Source organism: Salirhabdus euzebyi (genome assembly GCF_014207435.1).
Classification (GTDB): Bacteria; Bacillota; Bacilli; order Bacillales; family Alkalibacillaceae; genus Salirhabdus; species Salirhabdus euzebyi.
Genome location: NZ_JACHGH010000011.1, coordinates 71911 through 91243, shown reverse-complemented (window position 1 = coordinate 91243; position 19333 = coordinate 71911). Strand labels below are relative to the sequence as shown.

The 19333-nt window shown below is 36.0% G+C and carries 17 protein-coding genes; 1 reads left to right on the top strand and 16 read right to left on the bottom strand.

Annotated features, from left to right (window positions below):
- Positions 1 to 25: 25 nt before the first annotated feature.
- The 15 genes from HNQ94_RS15770 to HNQ94_RS15700 all read right to left on the bottom strand — a co-directional run bounded on the left by HNQ94_RS15770 (position 26) and on the right by HNQ94_RS15700 (position 17075).
- Complete coding sequence (locus tag HNQ94_RS15770; protein WP_174497213.1) at positions 26 to 880, bottom strand: ABC transporter permease; 855 nt, start codon at positions 878 to 880, stop codon at positions 26 to 28.
- A 17-nt stretch (positions 881 to 897) separates the two neighbouring features.
- Positions 898 to 1674 (bottom strand): ABC transporter permease, encoded by a 777-nt coding sequence (locus HNQ94_RS15765; RefSeq protein WP_174497212.1) that lies wholly within the window; start codon positions 1672 to 1674, stop codon positions 898 to 900.
- A gap of 108 nt (positions 1675 to 1782) precedes the next feature.
- Positions 1783 to 2841 (bottom strand): ABC transporter substrate-binding protein, encoded by a 1059-nt coding sequence (locus HNQ94_RS15760; RefSeq protein ID WP_174497211.1) that lies wholly within the window; start codon positions 2839 to 2841, stop codon positions 1783 to 1785.
- A gap of 156 nt (positions 2842 to 2997) precedes the next feature.
- Entirely contained in the window at positions 2998 to 4056 is a 1059-nt protein-coding gene (locus tag HNQ94_RS15755) for an ABC transporter ATP-binding protein (protein WP_376697755.1), read from the bottom strand.
- Positions 4057 to 4294: 238 nt separating this feature from the next.
- Positions 4295 to 4936: a GNAT family N-acetyltransferase gene (locus HNQ94_RS15750; protein ID WP_174497209.1), complete on the bottom strand. Its 642-nt coding sequence runs from the start codon at positions 4934 to 4936 to the stop codon at positions 4295 to 4297.
- Between the two features lie 8 nt (positions 4937 to 4944).
- Entirely contained in the window at positions 4945 to 6588 is a 1644-nt protein-coding gene (locus HNQ94_RS15745; protein WP_246200041.1) for an amidohydrolase, read from the bottom strand.
- Positions 6589 to 6621: 33 nt separating this feature from the next.
- Complete coding sequence (locus HNQ94_RS15740; RefSeq protein ID WP_174497208.1) at positions 6622 to 8004, bottom strand: aminotransferase family protein; 1383 nt, start codon at positions 8002 to 8004, stop codon at positions 6622 to 6624.
- Positions 8005 to 8324: 320 nt separating this feature from the next.
- Positions 8325 to 9923 carry a PucR family transcriptional regulator gene (locus HNQ94_RS15735; protein ID WP_174497207.1) on the bottom strand — a complete coding sequence of 533 codons (1599 nt, stop codon included), beginning with the start codon at positions 9921 to 9923 and terminating at the stop codon, positions 8325 to 8327.
- A 418-nt stretch (positions 9924 to 10341) separates the two neighbouring features.
- The gene (locus HNQ94_RS15730) at positions 10342 to 11139 is read right to left on the bottom strand and encodes an ABC transporter ATP-binding protein (RefSeq protein WP_174497206.1); all 798 of its coding nucleotides are present in this window, start codon (positions 11137 to 11139) and stop codon (positions 10342 to 10344) included.
- Positions 11117 to 12133 carry an ABC transporter permease gene (locus HNQ94_RS15725; RefSeq protein WP_174497205.1) on the bottom strand — a complete coding sequence of 339 codons (1017 nt, stop codon included), beginning with the start codon at positions 12131 to 12133 and terminating at the stop codon, positions 11117 to 11119. Before HNQ94_RS15725 ends, HNQ94_RS15730 begins: the two co-directional genes overlap by 23 nt.
- Positions 12134 to 12146: 13 nt before the next feature.
- Positions 12147 to 13154: an ABC transporter substrate-binding protein gene (locus HNQ94_RS15720; protein WP_174497204.1), complete on the bottom strand. Its 1008-nt coding sequence runs from the start codon at positions 13152 to 13154 to the stop codon at positions 12147 to 12149.
- 401 nt (positions 13155 to 13555) lie between these two features.
- A complete protein-coding gene (locus tag HNQ94_RS15715) occupies positions 13556 to 15097 on the bottom strand; it encodes a fatty acid--CoA ligase family protein (RefSeq protein ID WP_174497203.1) in 1542 nt (513 codons plus the stop codon).
- A 201-nt stretch (positions 15098 to 15298) separates the two neighbouring features.
- Complete coding sequence (locus HNQ94_RS15710; protein WP_174497202.1) at positions 15299 to 15835, bottom strand: hypothetical protein; 537 nt, start codon at positions 15833 to 15835, stop codon at positions 15299 to 15301.
- Between the two features lie 171 nt (positions 15836 to 16006).
- Positions 16007 to 16186 (bottom strand): DUF6954 family protein, encoded by a 180-nt coding sequence (locus HNQ94_RS15705; protein ID WP_174497201.1) that lies wholly within the window; start codon positions 16184 to 16186, stop codon positions 16007 to 16009.
- A 166-nt stretch (positions 16187 to 16352) separates the two neighbouring features.
- A complete protein-coding gene (locus HNQ94_RS15700) occupies positions 16353 to 17075 on the bottom strand; it encodes a type 1 glutamine amidotransferase (RefSeq protein ID WP_174497200.1) in 723 nt (240 codons plus the stop codon).
- Between the two features lie 123 nt (positions 17076 to 17198).
- Between HNQ94_RS15700 and HNQ94_RS15695 the strand changes: the two genes are divergently transcribed.
- Positions 17199 to 18197 carry a DUF3231 family protein gene (locus HNQ94_RS15695; RefSeq protein WP_174497199.1) on the top strand — a complete coding sequence of 333 codons (999 nt, stop codon included), beginning with the start codon at positions 17199 to 17201 and terminating at the stop codon, positions 18195 to 18197.
- A gap of 51 nt (positions 18198 to 18248) precedes the next feature.
- Here HNQ94_RS15695 and lplA read toward each other — a convergent pair whose 3' ends face one another.
- Complete coding sequence (lplA, locus tag HNQ94_RS15690; RefSeq protein WP_174497234.1) at positions 18249 to 19253, bottom strand: lipoate--protein ligase; 1005 nt, start codon at positions 19251 to 19253, stop codon at positions 18249 to 18251.
- Between the last annotated feature and the right edge of the window lie 80 nt (positions 19254 to 19333).

Below are 19333 nucleotides of genomic sequence, written 5' to 3'. Positions count from 1 at the left end.
CACTCCTCTATCAGATAACGAATTCCTATACTAAAAAGTTTTTATCCTTGGAAGACGTAAACTTCATAAACACTAGAACGGATAAAAGAACAAGTACCATTAATAATATCGATAAAGCAGAACCTAATTGCCAGTTCATCTCAATTAAGAATGCATCACGTATTACGTTACCAACCATTACGAGCTTGGACCCAGTTAACAGGTCTGTCACAACAAACACACTGACAGCTGGTACAAAAGTAATAATAAATCCAGCTAAAATTCCAGGGAAAGTTAATGGCAGTGTAACTGTAAAGAATGTTTTCATTGGATTTGCTCCAAGGTCCTCTGCAGCTTCAAGATATGTTTTATCCAACTGCTCAATAGAAGAATAAATAGGTAAAATCATAAATGGCAAAAATCCATATACCATACCAAGTATGACCGAAGCAGGTGTATACATAAGTGTTAATGGATCAGATATTAATCCTAAATCCATTAGAAAGTTGTTTATAACCCCTTCTCCATTTAACAAAATAATCCACGCATATAGACGAACTAGTAAATTCGTCCAAAAAGGTATCATAACTAATAAAATTAATAAGTTTTTCCACTTACCAGCATGTGCGATAAAGTATGCAAATGGATAAGCCAAAAATAAACAAATAATTGTGGCAATAAATGCCCAAACTATGGAATTCCAAATTACTTTTAAGTACATTGAACTAAGAAATGCTGTTTCATAAGCCTCTGTACTAAATTCATAAATGATGCCACCATAACCTTCATTGGTTGTAAAACTAATAACGGTAACCATAACGATGGGAACGATTAGAAAAAGCAGTAGCCAAATTAAGCTCGGTGATAACATCGAATAAGCAAGTCTAATGTTTTTAATCATTTTCCATCTCCCCCTTTCTACTTACTAACACGCATTTTCCTACCGGTAATAACAACCATAATTACAATAAGTAGTACCATAATAGTGGACAATGCATTAATTTCAGGTGATACTCCAAGCCGTACCATGGAATAAACTAGAACTGGTAACGTGTCTGATCCAGGCCCGGTAGTGAAGTAGGAGATGACAAATTCATCTAATGAGATGGTAAATGCTAATAGTGCCCCTGCGAGAACCCCAGGGAAAATTAAAGGAAATGTTACTTTCCAAAAGGTTTGCCATTCATTGGCACCAAGGTCTTTGGCTGCCTCCTCTAAAGAGGCATCTAATCCTGCTAATCTAGCAATAACAACTAACATGACATATGAAATAGTGATTGCCACGTGACCTGGAAATACAGTGCTAATACCAAGTGTAATGTCTAACCAACCATATAAAGCCAATAATGCAACAGCTACGATGATATCTGGTATAACAACAGGTATGTAAAATAAGAAGTTAAATGCTTTTTTACCTGGAAAGTTGTACCGATGAATCGCAAGTGCAGCAAGGGTACCAAATACAGTTGCAATTAGTGTCGTGATAACAGCAATGATCAGACTATTCGTAACAGCACTTATAATTTGGTCATTTGAAAATAAACTTTTATACCAATCAAACGTAAATCCAGTCCATACCGTTCCAACCTTGGAATCATTAAATGAAAATGCCATTAGAATGATGATTGGAATGTAGAAGAACATAAAAATAAGTGTGGTAAATAGAAAGAGTATTTTTTTCGTTTTTGGTCTCATCCCTACACCTGCCTTTTTCAAAAAATGAAATGAAAAATTGAATAAAAGAGCCCAGACAAGAAACTCTTTTATTCAATTTTAAGTACTACCTGTAAATGAATCCCTTTACTATTCGACCTTCACTTCTTTATATAATCTGTTCATCGTTTGAATTGTTTCTGGTGGTAAATCTTCAAACCATTGTGCATTAGCCAATTGATCTTCTGGAGGATAAGAAGCTGCATTTGTTCTTTCTTCCTCAGACATTAAGTCAAGTGCTCCTTGGTTTGGGTTACTATAAGGGAATGCATCAGACAATTGTTTACTTACCTCAGGTTCTAGTAAGTAATTAATAAATACTTCTGCTGTGTATTGATTTTCTGAAGTTTTAGGGATTACTAAGTTATCCATCCAAAGCTCCCCACCCTCTTCAGGTAAAACGTACGTAATATCAGGATTTTCTAGCATAGCAATTCCAGCTTCACCAGAGTAAGTGTGAGAAATCCATGCTTCTCCACTAATTAATTGAGCTGATGGAGAGGAATCATATGCTAAAAGGTTTGGATGTAATTTAGCTAATTCTTCTTTTGCTTTTTGAAGATCTTCTTCAGAAGGATCGTTCATTGGTAATCCTAAAGTTTGAAGAACCATTGATAAAGATTCACGCGGGTCGTCCTGTACAGTAACATGTCCAGCATATGCTTCATTCCAAAGATCTGCATAAGAAGGAGTTCCTTCGATTTTTGTAGTGTTATACGCTATACCCGTACTTCCGTATAAATAAGGTACAGAAAATTTGTTATCTGGATCAAAATCTCTTTCATGGAAAACACTTTGGATATTTTCAAAGTTAGGAATGTTATCCATGTTCAACTCTAGTAATAAGTCATCGTTAATCATACGTTTTACAATGTAATCCGTTGGTACAACGATATCGTAGTTAACGGTACCGCTGTTAAGTTTTGTTAACATTTCTTGGTTAGAGGAATAAGTAGAATAAACAACCTCCACACCAAATTCTTCTTCAAAACTATCTAGAACTTCTTGAGGCATATATTCACCCCAGTTGAATAAATAGAGCTTATCTGCTAACTCACCATCACTAGAACCCCCTGCATCATCTGAACCACAGGCTGCCAATAAAAGTACCAAAACAATTGCTAAAAATAACTTTACAAAGTGTTTCATAATTTACCCCCTATTTTCTTGGTTTTTAAAGAGTAATAAAGATTCTAAGTAGAATTTAGTATGGTATAGCTTAATTAAATTAGCGTATTTTTAATTAAACTATTACTAACAAAATAGTATGTGAAGCTTGTTTATCCCTATTTGGAAAAATAGGTTTTAATCTTTAAAAACGACTGTTTCTTCTGGTTGCCAGCTTACATAAACGTCATTACCCGCCTTTACATCACGAAGACTGTCACCAGATTCGTTTACAACCATTTCTCGACCATTCGGTAATTGAACGATGATTTTTGTCACAGACCCAACGTATATTTTTTCCTTTAAAGTCCCATTAAGATGGGCTGTCTCATCTTTCGTCACAGAAACCTTTGCTTTTTCAGGACGAATCGACATGTATACACGTTCATCCTGCACTAATGAAATCGTTTTTGGGATTCCTATACTTACCCCGTCTATATTTAAATCTGCATATTCATTTTGGGTATTAGTAACTACGCCTTCAAAAATGTTTGTTTCACCAATAAAATCTGCTACAAATTTTGATGTTGGCTTCTCGTAAATTTCTTCAGGTAAACCGATTTGTTCGATTTCACCTTGATTCATGACGACAATTCGATCTGACATCGTTAATGCTTCTTCTTGATCATGTGTTACGTAAATAAAAGTGATGCCTAAACTCTGTTGAAGATGCTTTAACTCCATTTGCATTTGCTTTCTCAACTTTAAGTCCAACGCTCCAAGAGGTTCATCCAACAATAAAACTTTAGGATTGTTGACGATTGCTCTAGCAATAGCGATTCTTTGTTGTTGTCCACCACTAAGTTGCTTAGGCTTTCGATCAATATACCCTTCCAATTGAACAAGTTTTAATGCATTCATTACTCTTTCAGCAATTTCTTCTTTGCCAGTTTTTTTCATTTTTAAGCCAAAGGCAACATTGTCAAAAACATTCATATGAGGAAACAGCGAATAGCTTTGAAACACTGTGTTTACTTCCCGTTTATAAGGTTCTACATTTGCTACCTGTTGATCGTTAATCCAGACTTCACCTTCTGTTGGCTTCTCAAAGCCAGCAATCATACGTAAAGTAGTTGTTTTACCACACCCAGATGGACCTAGCAGTGTTAAAAACTCACCTGCTTTTACAGTAAGATTTAAATTGTTAACGGCTGTGTCCTTACCAAACTTTTTTGTAATATTTTTTAACTCAACCATATTTTCAGAAGTCAAGTAACACCCCTCCATGCTAATAGTTTTATAGTAATGAGTATTTTCTGTTCAACAATTAAACGGTGTAGTGCATGGTTGTACTGATTATCCAGTTGAATTTTCTAAACATTCTGACTAGATAAGTTAATCATACCGTGAACGAAAGTCCAATTCATTAGACAAAAAGTTAAAAGTTTATCAGCCTTTTCCGAATCGCGGGAAAAAAATTGTACTTTTAGTAAAATCAAACTTGATGATTTTGATTAATCCATTCCATAAACGTTGCCGTGAAACCTGAATCAGGATCTGTAGGCAAATATTTAGGTAACAAATGTTTGAATTTGAATCCTTTCTTTAATTGAAAGGTCATAACAGGGTCATAAACTTCCCCATTAATTACTTTTTCTACGTATTCAGTAGCAGAAAATTTATTAGCATATTGATGGAAATTTGGCATTCTTCCACCAAATACAATGGATTTTAGATTTAATTGTTCACACAGTTGTCGACGTGCATCATATAAGCTTTTCCCAATCTTCATCCCTTGATAGTCGGGATGAACGATTACATCTATACCATATAAATTTTGGCCATTTGGATTATGGTTTCGTATGTAGCCATCATCTGAAATTTGACTTAACGTATGTTCAGTAGGATAGTCCTCTATATTTACTAGTAAGCTAGAACAAGAACCAACTATTTCCCCGTTATATTCGACACATATTTGTCCTTCAGGAAAAGTGTTCATTTGACTAACATAGTGCTCTTTTTTAAAGGCGATTTCAGGTGGATCAAATGTCAACCTAGCAATCTCAGCAATCCTATCTGCATCCTCCACGCGACTATTGCGTACGAATAAATCCTCACGATCTGTTGTAAACTTCATTTATCTACTTATACCTCCTTGTTTTCACTAGTTTGATAGATTATCTTTCCATCCTTAACAGTCAAAACAACTTTCGTATTTCTTATATCCTCATTAGAAATACGAAATAAATCTTGATCTAGTACGATGATGTCAGCTAGTTTCCCTGCTTCTAGCGTACCTAGCTCCTGTTCACGGAAAGTCCCATAAGCAGAGCCAATCGTATAGGCTCGTAACGCATCAGCAAGAGAAATCTTTTCGGAGGGATTCCAACCGCCTTCTGGCTCGCCATCATCATGTAATCTAGTTACTGCTCGGTAAATTTCTGTCATTGGATCTAATCCAACTACTGGAAAATCTGTACCAAAGGCAATTGTCGAACCTTTATCTTGTAAGGATTTTATCGGCCATGTATATTTTTCACGTTCTGGCCCTAATCTTTTTCGGTACGTATTGTTAGCAAACGATCTGGCAACAGCCATATGCTCTGGCTGCATAGAAGCAATGACACCTAATTCTCCAAAACGATTCATGTCATCTGGATGAATGACTTCAATATGTTCAATGGTATGACGAGAATCTCGTTTACCGTTTTGTTGTTGGACAGCTTCAAAGCAGTCTAACCCCAGTCTAACAGCCCCATCTCCGCAAGCGTGGAACCGAATACGAAAATTCTCTCTGTCTGCCTCTATTGCCCATTCTCGCACATAGTCGATTGGAATGAGGGTATCACCTTTCGTTTCTAGCTTATCGGCATATGGATCAACTAAGTAAGCTGTATAGGCAATTGGTACACCATCTAAAAATTGTTTTAACCCGGAAAACTTCAAACTATCTGATTGAAATGTTTCCCTTAATTTTTTGGGTCGATCTAGATTCCCATCCAATGCCGCTAGAAAATGAACACGAGTAGTTAATTTATCCTGCTCATCGAACTCTTGATAAAGTTCCAAGTTTCCCAGCTCTAAGCCTGGCAGGGGAAGCATATCACTTATAGAAGTAACGCCTAACCTAGCAGAAGTTTTTAAAAAGTTTTCTAGTAATTCTACTTGTCTATCTTTTGGAATATTTTCAAAAACCTCACTAGCAAATGTCATGGCTGTTTCATATAAAAACCCTGTAGCTTTACCATTTTTGTCTCTAACAATTTCACCAAACGGTGGATTAGGTGTCTCGTCGTTAATTCCCAATAACTCTAAGGCTTTCGTATTTACCCAAGCTCCGTGACATTCATCATTAAATAAGAATACGGGGCGATCAGGGATTAACCTATCAAGAGTAGATCGATGTGGTAAGGTTTTATTTTCCCAATAAACGTGGTACCAACGAAAACCAAAAATCCATTCATCATGTGGACGGCTGTCCGCAAATTCCTTTACCATTTCTGCTGCTTCTTGTTCCGACTTTGCTTGATGAAGATGTACACTCTGCTGAGACAAACTACCTAAAAATAAATGAATATGAAAGTCATTGAAACCAGGCATTATAAGCTGATCACCATATTCGATTACTTTCGTGTTTTCCCCAATTAACGGGGTAACTTCCTCACGAGTCCCCGTTGCTAAAATAACATTATCTTTTATGGCAACAGAACCACGAAATGGAGATTCTTGAAGTCCTGTAAATATAGCATTACTAGATAAGACTAGGTCCGCATACTTCAAATCTTCCACCTTGTCACCCCCTAATTGTTTTTTTGAAGTCTATTACAATGTTTTTTTAAAAGCTGAAATCGAATCATCTATGATCGCTATTAATTGTTCAATTTCTTGTTTATTAATCACTAAAGGCGGGGCAATCGCAATTATATTTTTACCTTCCCCTACACGAATTGGCCTAATTAATAGTTTACGGCTAAAACATTCTTCGCCAACTTTCGCCGCAGCCATCACGGAGACATCAAATGGTTTTTCTGTAGTAGGATCTTCATAAAGTTCAAAAGCAGAAAGTAAGCCAATGGCTCTCGTTTTAGTGACAATATCGTACTTACCCTTTAAATATTCAAATCCATCCGCTAACACTTGTTCCATATTTTTCGCATTAACAACTATATTGTCTCGTTCCATCAATTCAATGTTTTTTAATGCAACGGCACAAGCAGTTGCATGACCACTGTAAGTGAAACCATGACTTAATACACCTTCATATTGAACAATTGTATCTCTAATGTGCTGACGTATTAACACACCACCTAACTGTGCATATCCACTTGTTACGCCCTTCGCAAAGCATAAAAAGTCAGGAACTACATCCCAGTTTTCAGATCCGAACATTAAACCTGTTCTGCCAAAGCCAGTTATTACTTCATCTGCAATAAACAGAATGCCAAATTCATCACACAATTTACGAACAGCCTGTAAGTACCCATCTGGTGGAATATATACGCCGCCTGATCCTTGCACTGGCTCCATAATAACTGCTGCAATGGAATCAGCACCTTCTTTTTCCACAATGTCTCTAATGCACCCTTCATAGTTTGGATCACTTTTATCACCAAGCTCACAATTTGTTAAATGAGGCTTTGCATGAAAGACATCCGATATGTTTGAGCTGGAGAAAGTATGGAAATTTGGAATGGATGTAGCTGTTTGTGCAGCAATGGTAACGCCATGGTAAGCGTTCTCTAACGCAATAATTTTTCGTTTTTTAGGTTGCCCCTTTAATTCCCAGTAGAAGCGTGCTAACTTAAATGCGGTATCGTTAGATTCTGAGCCACCAGAAGTATAAAAGACGGAATTCAAATCCCCAGGTGCAAGGGATACAAGTTTTTCGGCTAGGCGAACAGCTGGTTCGTTCGAATATCCTATAAAAGAAGAGCTATATGCTAACTTTTCCATTTGCTCCTTTGCCGCTTCCGCTAGTTCTTTCTGTCCATGTCCAAGGTTTACGTTCCACAACATAGAAACCCCATCAATATAGGAATTTCCATCCATGTCTTTCACGTATATACCTTTACCTTCTGAAAACATTATTTTTGGACCTTGCTCTGCGTGTACTTTCGGAGCTGTAGTTGGATGTAAAAAATACTTTTTATCTAGTTCTGCAAGTTCTTGAACGGATAACTGTTTTGTTGATAGATTCTCAGCCATATTAAAAACCTCCTCATTTCGAATTTATTTTTACAAATAAAGTTACATGTACATAAAAGAATAATTGTCATACCGCCTTTATCAATCTACTGAAAAGGTTAGTTCATGACATTAAATAAAAAAACATTTTAAACGTACTTCTTAAATGTAAATGATACCGCTTTCATATACATTGGTTAATTTGTTTAAAAATTCAAATATTTTTTTTACATGATGTAAACAATTATTTTTGATAGGAAGGTTTTTGAACAAGAGATAGAGGAATTTCTTATATGTCTAATACAGCTCTTGTTATTATCTGAGATGGGGTACAAGGTGAACTATGTCAAAGATGGTTTCTTTAAGAAATCATGGGCATATACAGCAAACTCTATAGCTAAACGCTTGTCTGAACGCATAAAATCATCACCCAGTAACTCTTTTAATTTTTCTATTCGATGGTATAGTGTTTGGCGCACGATAAAAAGTCGTTCTGCTGCATCTTTTTTCGAGCCATTAACCTCCAAGAACACTTTTAACGTTTCTAGCATTTGGCTATTTTTTGTTTGATCATATTTTAAAATCGCTCCAATATAGTCTTCAATAAAGACTTCCAAGCTTTTCTCTTTATTTAACTGGGATATTAAGCGGTAAACATACAAATCTTCATAGAAAGATACAGTAGTATCACCTGTTTTTTTCTGGATATATATTGTTTCCATCGCCATTTCATAAGACTTGTGTAATTGGTCTAATTCAGAAAGTTTTCCAATACCGAATGTCGTTTTTTCGGATACCTGCTTTTTCATCAAATCTGTTTTTCTAATTTGTGCTAACGCGTCAGAAAGTCGGTTTCTCCAATCTTGTTGGTTCCTTTTATTAATAAGCGCAAAAACTAAATTATTTCGCTCAAAAGAAACAAGGGAAAAGAAACCGTGCTGTTCAAAAATCGTCCTAAATATCATAGAGAAATAGGTTAAATCGTGGTCTTGTTCTTGTAAATCTATTTTACAAATACATACCGCACAACCATTAGGCTTCATGGATGGTTCGATACTAGCAATATACTGTTCTACATTTTCTTTGCCATGCTCACCCTTTAACCATTCGAGGAGCCAGCGGTTCTCATGATGCTTCCTTTTTTCCTCTACGTATAATAGACGCAATTGATCTTGTGAGAGAGCTGTAGCTGCACGATCTAAAACTAAATAATCAAAATCGGTCAAATCTTGCCCTTTCGATAAAATGATTAAGTCAGCAAATTTGTGACCAAGCGCTTGAATAGGCTTTGAAGCACTTTTTGCAGGTGAATTAATCACATTTTGGGGCTGAGCTCTGTTCGCTAATTTCTCTAATTCTTTTTCCTGCGACTTTTCTACAGGTGGATAGAATTGGACTTGCCCTTCTGCAGGTGCATAAGCAACTTGAACATTTAAAAACTGATGAAGTAATCGTAAAATACGCTTGAATCCATCTGTTGATAATAATAATCGGTTAAACTGATTCGAAACAGACTCTAAATTAATCATCGTTTTGTAGTGTGCTTCAATAAAAAGGCCATTTAATTCTTGTGTAATATCAATAAACCGGACTTGTTCGGTAAAAACAATAATTGGAAAGTTATGTTTATTTGCTAGTTCAATCATATTGTTAGGTATAGAAGGAATGTAAGTGCCTAGCTCTACACATATGCCAGCCGCTTTCTTGTCAATTAACTGCTGAAGAAGCGATAGACTGGCCTCCCCATTCTCTCTCCATCCCAACCCTGTTGTTAAGATGAGTTCATTACCATTTATTAAATGTCCAATTTCCGTTACTTCCATAATATGTACCCAACGGATGAGCCCATTCAATCCATTTTTTCCAGCAACTACTTTTGCATTTTGGAAATGAGGACGAGTGAGAATATCTCCTACTGTTAATTTAAAAGTGTTCTTCATAAATCACCTCCGAAAAAATGACCTTGCCCCATTCGCTTAGACAAAATGTATAGCCTCTCTTTAATTGTTACAATTTTCTTAACATTTTGTCAACCAATAACTAGAAAATTATGGATTAAAAGGTAACGAATCATACTAATTGTAAAACCATCCGTCATTTCAGAGATTTTTCAAAAAAATGTATCCTATAGAAACATTCCCATCAATAATGTAGTTGATATATGTTCTTTTTTCTGCATTCACACCATTCTTTGCAAGATTCCTGGTAACCGTACACTAATTAAATACTTACTTCCCGCTAGTAAGATTACTTTCTGTCCAAGTGAGAAGATCATTTACAAAATAATTTTACACAGCCATCTTTGATCCAAATAAAAAGACTGTGAAGAAATAAATAATCCTTCACAGTCTTTATTGATTAAACAGATAAAACCGACCGGTCGTTTGCAAATTGCTTTCCTCTAATTTTCTGGAATTCATTAATTAATTGCTCTACTGTCAGCTTTTCCTTTTGTTCATCATTAGCTTCAAAAATAATTTGTCCCCCATCCATCATGAATAAACGATTACCTAGTTGAATAGCTTGATCCATTTGATGGGTTACCATAAGAGTGGTCAGTTGGTGTTTCGCGACGATATCCTTTGTTATTCTCGTTATTAACTCAGCACGTGCTGGGTCTAACGCTGCTGTGTGTTCATCTAATAATAAGATGCGAGGCTTCGTAAAGGTTGCCATTAATAGCGAAAGCGCTTGCCTCTCCCCACCTGATAATAAACCTACTTTTGTATTTAAACGATCTTCTAAACCAATATCGATTGAATTCAAAAGCTCTTTAAATTCTGCACGTCTGTTTTGGGTTACCCCTTTAAATAAAGAACGCTTTTTTGTACGACCGAGAGCTAAAGCGAGATTCTCTTCAATCGTCATGTTTGGTGCTGTACCAGCCATCGGGTCCTGGAACACTCTTCCTATCCATTTTGATCTTTTATATTCTGGTAGAAAGGTAACTTCCTTATCATCAATCGATACTGCTCCGTAATCAGGGAAAAGAACACCGGCTACAATATTTAACAATGTTGATTTACCGGCTCCGTTACTGCCAATTACCGTTACAAAATCGCCTTCATTCAGCGTTAAATCAATTCCTCTTAATGCACGTTTTTCATCAGGGGTCCCTTCATAAAATACCTTCTCAATCTGATTTAACTGAAGCATTTTCTTCTCCCCCCTCTTGCTGTTGTTTATTTAACGTTTTTCTTCTCGTATATCGTTTCCTTTTTTCTTTAAATTCCTTCCACCATTTCGGGAATACGAGAGCACCAATAACAATAACGGCTGTAATAAGCTTCATGTCACTCGCATCCAAGAAATCCACTCGTAATGCTAAAGCAATAATGATTCGGTAAAGAATAGCGCCTAAAATAACAGCAAGTGTCGCACGAACAACACTTTTCTTGCCAAATAACCCTTCCCCAATAATGACGGAAGCAAGCCCTACTATTATCATACCAATTCCTAAGTTAACATCACTAAAACCGTTATATTGTGCATATAGAGCACCACTTAAGGCCACTAGCCCATTAGATAATCCTAACCCAACTACGATATAGCTACCTGTATTAGCCGATAAACTTTTTACCATTCGTGCATTATCACCTGTAGCACGTAATGCAATACCCGCTTCAGTGCGAAGTAACCAATCCATAATCTTTTTTAGCATAAAGACAATAAAAATCATGCTTATAATAACTAAAAAAGTTTTTGGGGCATATTCACCTAAACCTAGCGCAGTAAACGGTTTTAGCAAATACTCATCAATTTGAAGACCTTCCCACCAAGACCCAATTTCCTTAAACACAGTAGTTTGGTTCAATAGTGGGATATTAGGTTGCCCCATTATTCTTAGATTGATAGAATACAATGCGGTCATCATCAGAATACCGGATAATAAAGGATTTATATTTCCTTTCGTATGCAACAATCCTGTTATACAACCGGCTAAAAAGCCAGCAACCCCTCCCATTAAAGTCGCAAGGAAGGGGTCAGACCCATTCATAATCATAATAGCGCTCACTGCACCACCAGTTACAAAGCTCCCGTCAACTGTTAAATCTGGGAAGTCTAATACCCGGAAAGTTAAATATACTCCTAAAGCCATTAAGGCATATATTAGTCCTGATTCTAAGGCACCATAGAGAGCACTAACCATAACAATTCACCCTTTATTCTTCTTGTTGTGTTTTAACTAGTTTTGCTTTCTCTTTTAGTTCATCTGTAAGTTCAACACCCATATTTGCAGCTGCATCTTCGTTAATCTCTAAAACTAAGTTTTGTGGGAAAGTTGCTGGAATTTCTCCTGCTGTTTTTTCCCCTTTCAATATCTGAACGGCCTTTTCGCCTGCCTCATAACCAATATCATAGTAACTAAATCCGTAAGCAGCAAAGCCTCCACGTTTAACAGAGTCTAACTCTCCTACGAATAACGGTAAACTCTCTGATTCACTAACCATAATGACAGATTCAAGTGAACTAACAACTGTATTGTCCGTAATAATATAGAATACGTCTACGCTTCCAACTAGTGACTCCGCTGCCTGTTTTACATCAGCTGAAGTAGATACTGTTGCCTCTTTAACTGTTAGCCCTAACTCTTCTGCTGATTCCTTTGCCTGATCTATTTGAGTGACAGAGTTTTGTTCTCCAGCATTGTATACCATCCCTACATTCTCATAACCCATATCTTTAATTAACTGCATTGTACTTGGGATTGCATCTGGATTAGAGTCAGATGTACCAGTAACATTTCCACCTGGATTTTCCATCGATGCTACTAGCCCTGCCCCTACAGGATCGGTAACAGAAGTAAACACGATCGGAATTTCAGTCGTCTCATTCAATGCACTTTGAGCACTTGGGGTTGCATTAGCAAAAATCAAATCTACATTATCCCCTACAAACTTATCCGCAATAGATTGATTGTTTTTTGCATCCCCTTGTGCATTTTCATCTTCAAAATAAACCTTTAATCCTGCATCAACAAGTGCATTTTTAAAGCCTTTTGTCGCTTCATCAAGTGATGGATGCTCCACATGCTGGATAACACCTACAATGTGGTCTGCTTCATCTTCTGAAACACCTAAACTCCCTGACGCTTCCTCATCACTTGTTCCACATGCTGCCAATAGCAAAAGTAAACCCAATAAAAGTATCATACCAATTTTCTTTATCATAACCTTTTCCTCCCCTTTAACACTTTTATGCTTTTATGCGTGTGTGCTTTTATGTGTTAAAGAAATTATAATGAAAATGACCTATTATTTCAAGCCCAAATTTTGTTATTAGTACAAAAACGGAATCTTTATTCTTAATCCTATGAACCTATTTGCTAAAATGATACATTAGAAAAACTTGGCTTGTCGCCAAGTCATTATGGCGAAAGCCCAAGTTTTTCTTATACTTTAATCCTCTAACAAAGTTAAACTTTCTTAAAGTATAAAAATAACTTGGTTTCACACCAAGTCCGAACAAAAAGCCTTCTATGACCAATTCTAAATCCTTTAACTTAACCTTCTTCTTTCTTAAAGGACAAAAAAGCAATCCCTATAAATAGAGATTGCTTTTCATATGCTTATTACTTTTTAATAATTTCCTTTAAAGACCTACGCAGAATTTTTCCAGTCGTATTTTTTGGTAACTCTTCCAAAAACTCCATTTTTTTCGGCACTTTGTATTTAGCAAGGCGTTCTGAGCAAAATGCTAATAATTCTTCTTGTGTTGCTTGCTCATTTTCTTTTAGCACGACGAACGCTTGAACGGCTTCTCCAGTATTTGGATCAGGAGTCCCAATAACTGCTACTTCAGCTAGTTTCGGATTGCTATACAACACTTCCTCTACTTCACGTGGGTAAACATTATAGCCACCGACCAATATTAAATCCTTTTTACGATCAACAATATAAAAATATCCGTCTTCATCCATTTTTGCCATATCACCAGTATATAACCAGCCATCCTTCAATGCTGCAGCTGACTCTTCAGGGAGTTTATAATATCCCTTCATTACGTTAGGGCCACGAACGACTAGCTCACCCACTTCACCTATTGGTACTTCTTCTCCTAATTCATCCACTACCTTATTTTCTACGTTGACAATGCTAGGTCCAATAGATCCAACCTTTCTCGGACGATCTAAAGGATTGAAGCATGTAACAGGTGAAGCTTCAGAAAGCCCATATCCTTCTGAAATGACAACATTAAATTTCTTTTCAAAATTTTTCAATAACGCTTCAGGCATTGCAGCTCCACCGGAAATACATAACCTTATACTTTCAAGATCGGCTGCATTTCCATTCGGATATTGTAGTAAATAGTTATACATCGTTGGTACACCTGCAAAAACGGTTAGTTCATACTGTTTCATTACTTTGAATACAGTATCTGGTGAAAATTTTGGCATAATTAACACCGTTCCACCATTCATTAAAGGAGCATTAAGAGCCACTGTTAAACAGAACACATGAAACATAGGGAGAGCAGCAAGTACTTTATCTTCCGTACTTATATGTAAATAATCTGCTACATCCTTCGCATTCGAGTATAAATTTTTATGCGTTAAAATAGCTCCCTTTGGTTTACCAGTTGTTCCAGATGTATACAAAATAACAGCTGCATCGTCATCATTTAAAACTGGTCTGTCTAGTTCTAAACTACCTTCTAGGACTAACTGAGTAAACGGTTTCAATTTTGCACCCAATGGAGAATTTTTAACTGCAAAGTCCGGGCTCGTTTCACCAGTAATATAATGCTCAACCTTAGGTAGCATTTTGTCCATTTTCTCAAATTTTTCTAACAATACATCTAATGTAATAATGCCTTTTACATCCCCATTGTTGACGATGTAAGAAATTTCATCTGCTGTGTAAATTGGATTGATTGGAATTACAGTAACACCCGCTCGCAGTGCACCGTATAAACCAATAACAAAATGAGGAGTGTTCCCAACAACGAGTCCGATGTGGTCTCCTTTTCCATAACCTAAATTTTGTAGGCTGGATGCGAATTTTGTTACTGCTCCTTCAAGTTCTTGATAAGTCTTTTCATCGTCTTGAAAAATATAAGCAGTCTTCCTTAAGTGATTCTTAGCTGTCATGGATAGTTGATCACTTAAGTTCATGAATTTCCCTCCCCTAAGATGTATTATGAATGAGTAGTCATTCATTTTTAAAAGCTATGTTTCTATTATAAATTACTCCATAGGGATGAGCAAGAAAAGGTTTTCAAAGAATGAACAAACCCCCTTAGCATAACGTGTAATTGTGCTTAGAGGGTTTGGTTATCCATAACAAAAATACCTTTTTATTCCTATTGTGAAATATTATCTCATTTTACCTAGACGATATTTAACATAAATAACTAATCCAAGAACGACAGTAAATACTAATGCTACAATAACTTCATCAATTGTAGATTCGTCTGGTTCTGGGTTATCATCTAAATCAAGCATTGGCTGTTGAGTTAATTCTAAATCTATCAGTTTACCTTTTTGTAGTTCTTCTATTTCTTCTTGTACATTGCTAACATTTGATGTAGGACTACAAAGTGGATGATCCCATTCTGTCTCATTTTTTTCCTTTAAGAAAAAGAGGTACTCCTCTCCCTTCTTACTGTCACCCCAGAAGTGATCTTCTTCCACGAGAATCCATGTTTTCGTCACACCTTTGAAGCTTTGCTTAACGTTTACTTTCAAAATGTTTCCTGACTCCTTTTTTGAAATATCTTTTACAAAGCCAACAATAACACCGTCATACTCTGCATATCCCTCTTCTAAGGATGGGATGGCACAGTCTAATGCTTGAATGGAAGTAGGAGAAGCAAACATGATAAAAATAAATAAAAATAACAGTTTTTTCATTTCTATGACCACCTTATATACAATTCCATTTGACTTTTGCACGTAAAAAATATTTTTTTAATGACTTCTCAACAATAATTGAATAGAACGGATAGATTTTTGAAGAGTTGGGAGGACTTTTTCTAGCGTACAGGAAATTTATTTGCACATTTTGGAGAAGATTTAAAGCTTTTAAAGTCTTCTTCTTATCCTAACAAGAAGTATAGTTAGTAAAAGATAAATAATGATGACAACAGATAACGTTATCATCCTTTCCTGAAATGAACCATCAGCAATTAAAACAGGACCAATTCCAAAAAAGGTTACGCATGCGTATAAAATGAAAAACAATAGGTAAATATACCACTTCATCCCTATCCCCCTTTTCCTTATTAGAAAAAACTTAGCTAGTCTCTTCACTTATGCTTTAAGTCATTGTGGCGTCAGCTCTTACTCTTTAATCAAATTAAACTTCCTTCAATTATAAAAAAGACTTTTACCTTAGTGTAAGTAAAAGCCTATAAATGTATCTTTTATTCTATTTTATCAACTGTTTTTCCTTTACATGACTTATTTGTTCTTGAAAATTATTTAATAGGTGAAAAAACCATTGTCGACTTTGTTCTATTAATAGATTATCCTCTACTCGTTCAATTGGTTGAACGAATGGACCCTTTTTCTCTTTCGGATATAGGTTTTGTGCAAAAAAAGATACCGTATGCCCATCAACCTCAGGATGAAATTGCATAGCTAGTACACGGTCTCCAATTGTAAAACCTTGTTTAGCACAACCGTTTGTTGCAAATAAACGAGCATTTTTTGGCAAATCAAATGTGTCTGAATGAAACTGAAAAAATTTTTGCTCTCCTGATACATACCTAAGTAAAGGATGAGAGAAAGCAGTTTCATCCTTAAAATGAATAGTTTGCCAGCCTAATTCAGATTGTTCATTTGGATAGGCTCTTCCCCCAAGCGCACTTGCAATTAATTGACTTCCTAAGCAAATGCCTAAAATAAATGTACCAGCTTCGTATGCTTCCTTTATATATTTTTTCTCTTGAACAAGCCAAGGGTAACGTTCTTCTTCATAGGCACCCATTCTGCCGCCTAAAATAATGAGAAAATCTAATGAATGTACATTTGGGAACGGCTCATTTAAATCTACTCTCGTTACGTTCGCTTTTACTCCGGTTTTCTCCATCCAATGTTCTATTACCCCTAAACCAACTACAGGATCATGCTGCAGAACATGTACTCTCATCGTATCAACTCCAATCTTTTTCTAGTCCACTTCTATACATATTTGTTTATTTGCTAATCATTATAAAAAATGCACCCATTGGACAAAATAAATTTACTCGACCTGCAGTGAAAGGAGTATTTCATGACGAAAATAAAATTATCAACATCAGAAATGGCTCATTTATGGACAACCTACATAAACGATAGTTTAGCGAACTATGTACTTTCCTATTTTGCCAATCGTGTAGAAGATAAAAAAGTAAAAAAGATATTAGATTTTGCCATAAGTATATCGCAAAATCACCTCATATATTTAAAGTTTCTGTTTGAAAAAGAAAATTTCCCTTTACCGACAGGATTCACTAGTAATGATGTTAACCTAGCTGCACCACGTTTATATTCGGATTCTTTTTATCTTTATTATTTAAAAAATATGGCCTTAATAGGTGGGAATGGATATAGTTTGGCTCTTGGTAATTCGGCAAGGGTAGACATTGTAAAGTATTTCAAAGAATGTGTTGGGGAATCAAGTGATTTATACGAAAAATCATCTAAATTATTGCTAGAAAAAGGACTTTTTCTAAGACCCCCCCAAATCAATACGCCTAAAAAGATTGATTTTGTCAATGACCAAAGCTTTCTTACTGGATGGTTCGGCAAAAGAAGGCCACTCACTTCTATTGAAATTATGAACCTACATTTAAATATTGAAAGAAATGATTTAGGCAGAGCCCTTCTGACTGGATTTCAACAAGTAGCTAAATCTAAAGAGGTTAGAAATTATGTGCAAAGGGGAATAAAGATATCCTCTAAACATATAGAAGTTTTTGGATCCATCCTTAGCGAATCAGGATTACCTAGTCCGATGATTTGGAACACACTACCAACCGAGTCTACGGAGGAAACATTTTCAGATAAGCTCATTATGTTTCATATTTCTGCTTTAACTGCAGCTAGTACGAGCCATTACGGAACAAGTGTCGGTTCTAGCCCTAGACGTGATATCGGCACTCATTTTACCAGGTTAACGTCTGAGATTTTGAAATACGCAGAGGACGGGGCAAACATCATGATTAAGAATGGATGGTTAGAGCAACCCCCATCCACTACTGACCGAAACAAATTAAGTAAAGACAAGTAACAAAAAATAAAGGGAGTGTGACATTTTCCTCACATTCCCCTCACAAATAGTCTAATATACTAAGCTAATAAATTCTTCTTTTTCTACTTTACCGAAATAGTGCTTTATGTCAACGTCTTCAAAAAGTTTTTCTAACGACTCTCGTTCATAACGTGTTCCTACTAGTTTTTCCTCAATGTCCTTAACGTCGCCAACGCCAAAGAAATCGCCGTAAATTTTACACTTTTCAATAACACCTTTTTTCACGTCTAGACGAACGTCAATACTGCCTGCACCTTCAATGCGTTTTGAATGTTGGATATCAAATGCTGGTGATTTACCATAGTTCCAGTCCCATTGTTTATAGCGATTCTCTGAAATCTCGTTTATTTTCTTCCAATCTTCATCTGTTAGTTTGTATTGAGGCACATCATCCACCGATTCAACGTTAAAGATATATCGTAGTAGCATATGTTTAAATTCTTCCATTGTAATTTTTTCTTCTAAATACTCGGATATATTGGCAACACGGCTACGAATGGACTTAATCCCTTTTGATTGAATTTTTTCTGTTTTCACTTTTAGGGCCGAAACAACATTTTCAATTTCAGAATCAAACATTAATGTACCATGGCTAAACATACGACCCTTTGTGGAAAATTGTGCGTTCCCTGAAATTTTGCGCCCATCTACTTCAAGATCATTTCGACCAGAAAGATTGGCATTGACGCCTAATTTTTGTAGCGCATCTGTAACAGGCTTCGTAAATTTAGCAAAGTTGTGGAAGCTGTTGCCATCATCCTTTGCCAAAAAGCTAAAGTTTAAGTTTCCTAGGTCATGATAAACAGCTCCACCACCAGAAAGGCGACGAACGACAGTAATATTATTTGCTTCTACATAGTCTGTATTAATTTCTTCTATTGTGTTTTGATTTTTTCCGATAATAATAGATGGTGCATTGATGTAGAAAAGCAAATATGTATTATCCCCTTCAATATTTAAATGTTTAAGGGCATATTCTTCAATTGCTAAATTGATTTGCGGATCTGTTATCCCCTCGTTATCAATAAATAACATCATGGTCATTACCTCCTATTGAATACTTCGCCTACTATTTTATAATCTTCTTTACTAGAAAGCAAAAATTTGGAGACGTT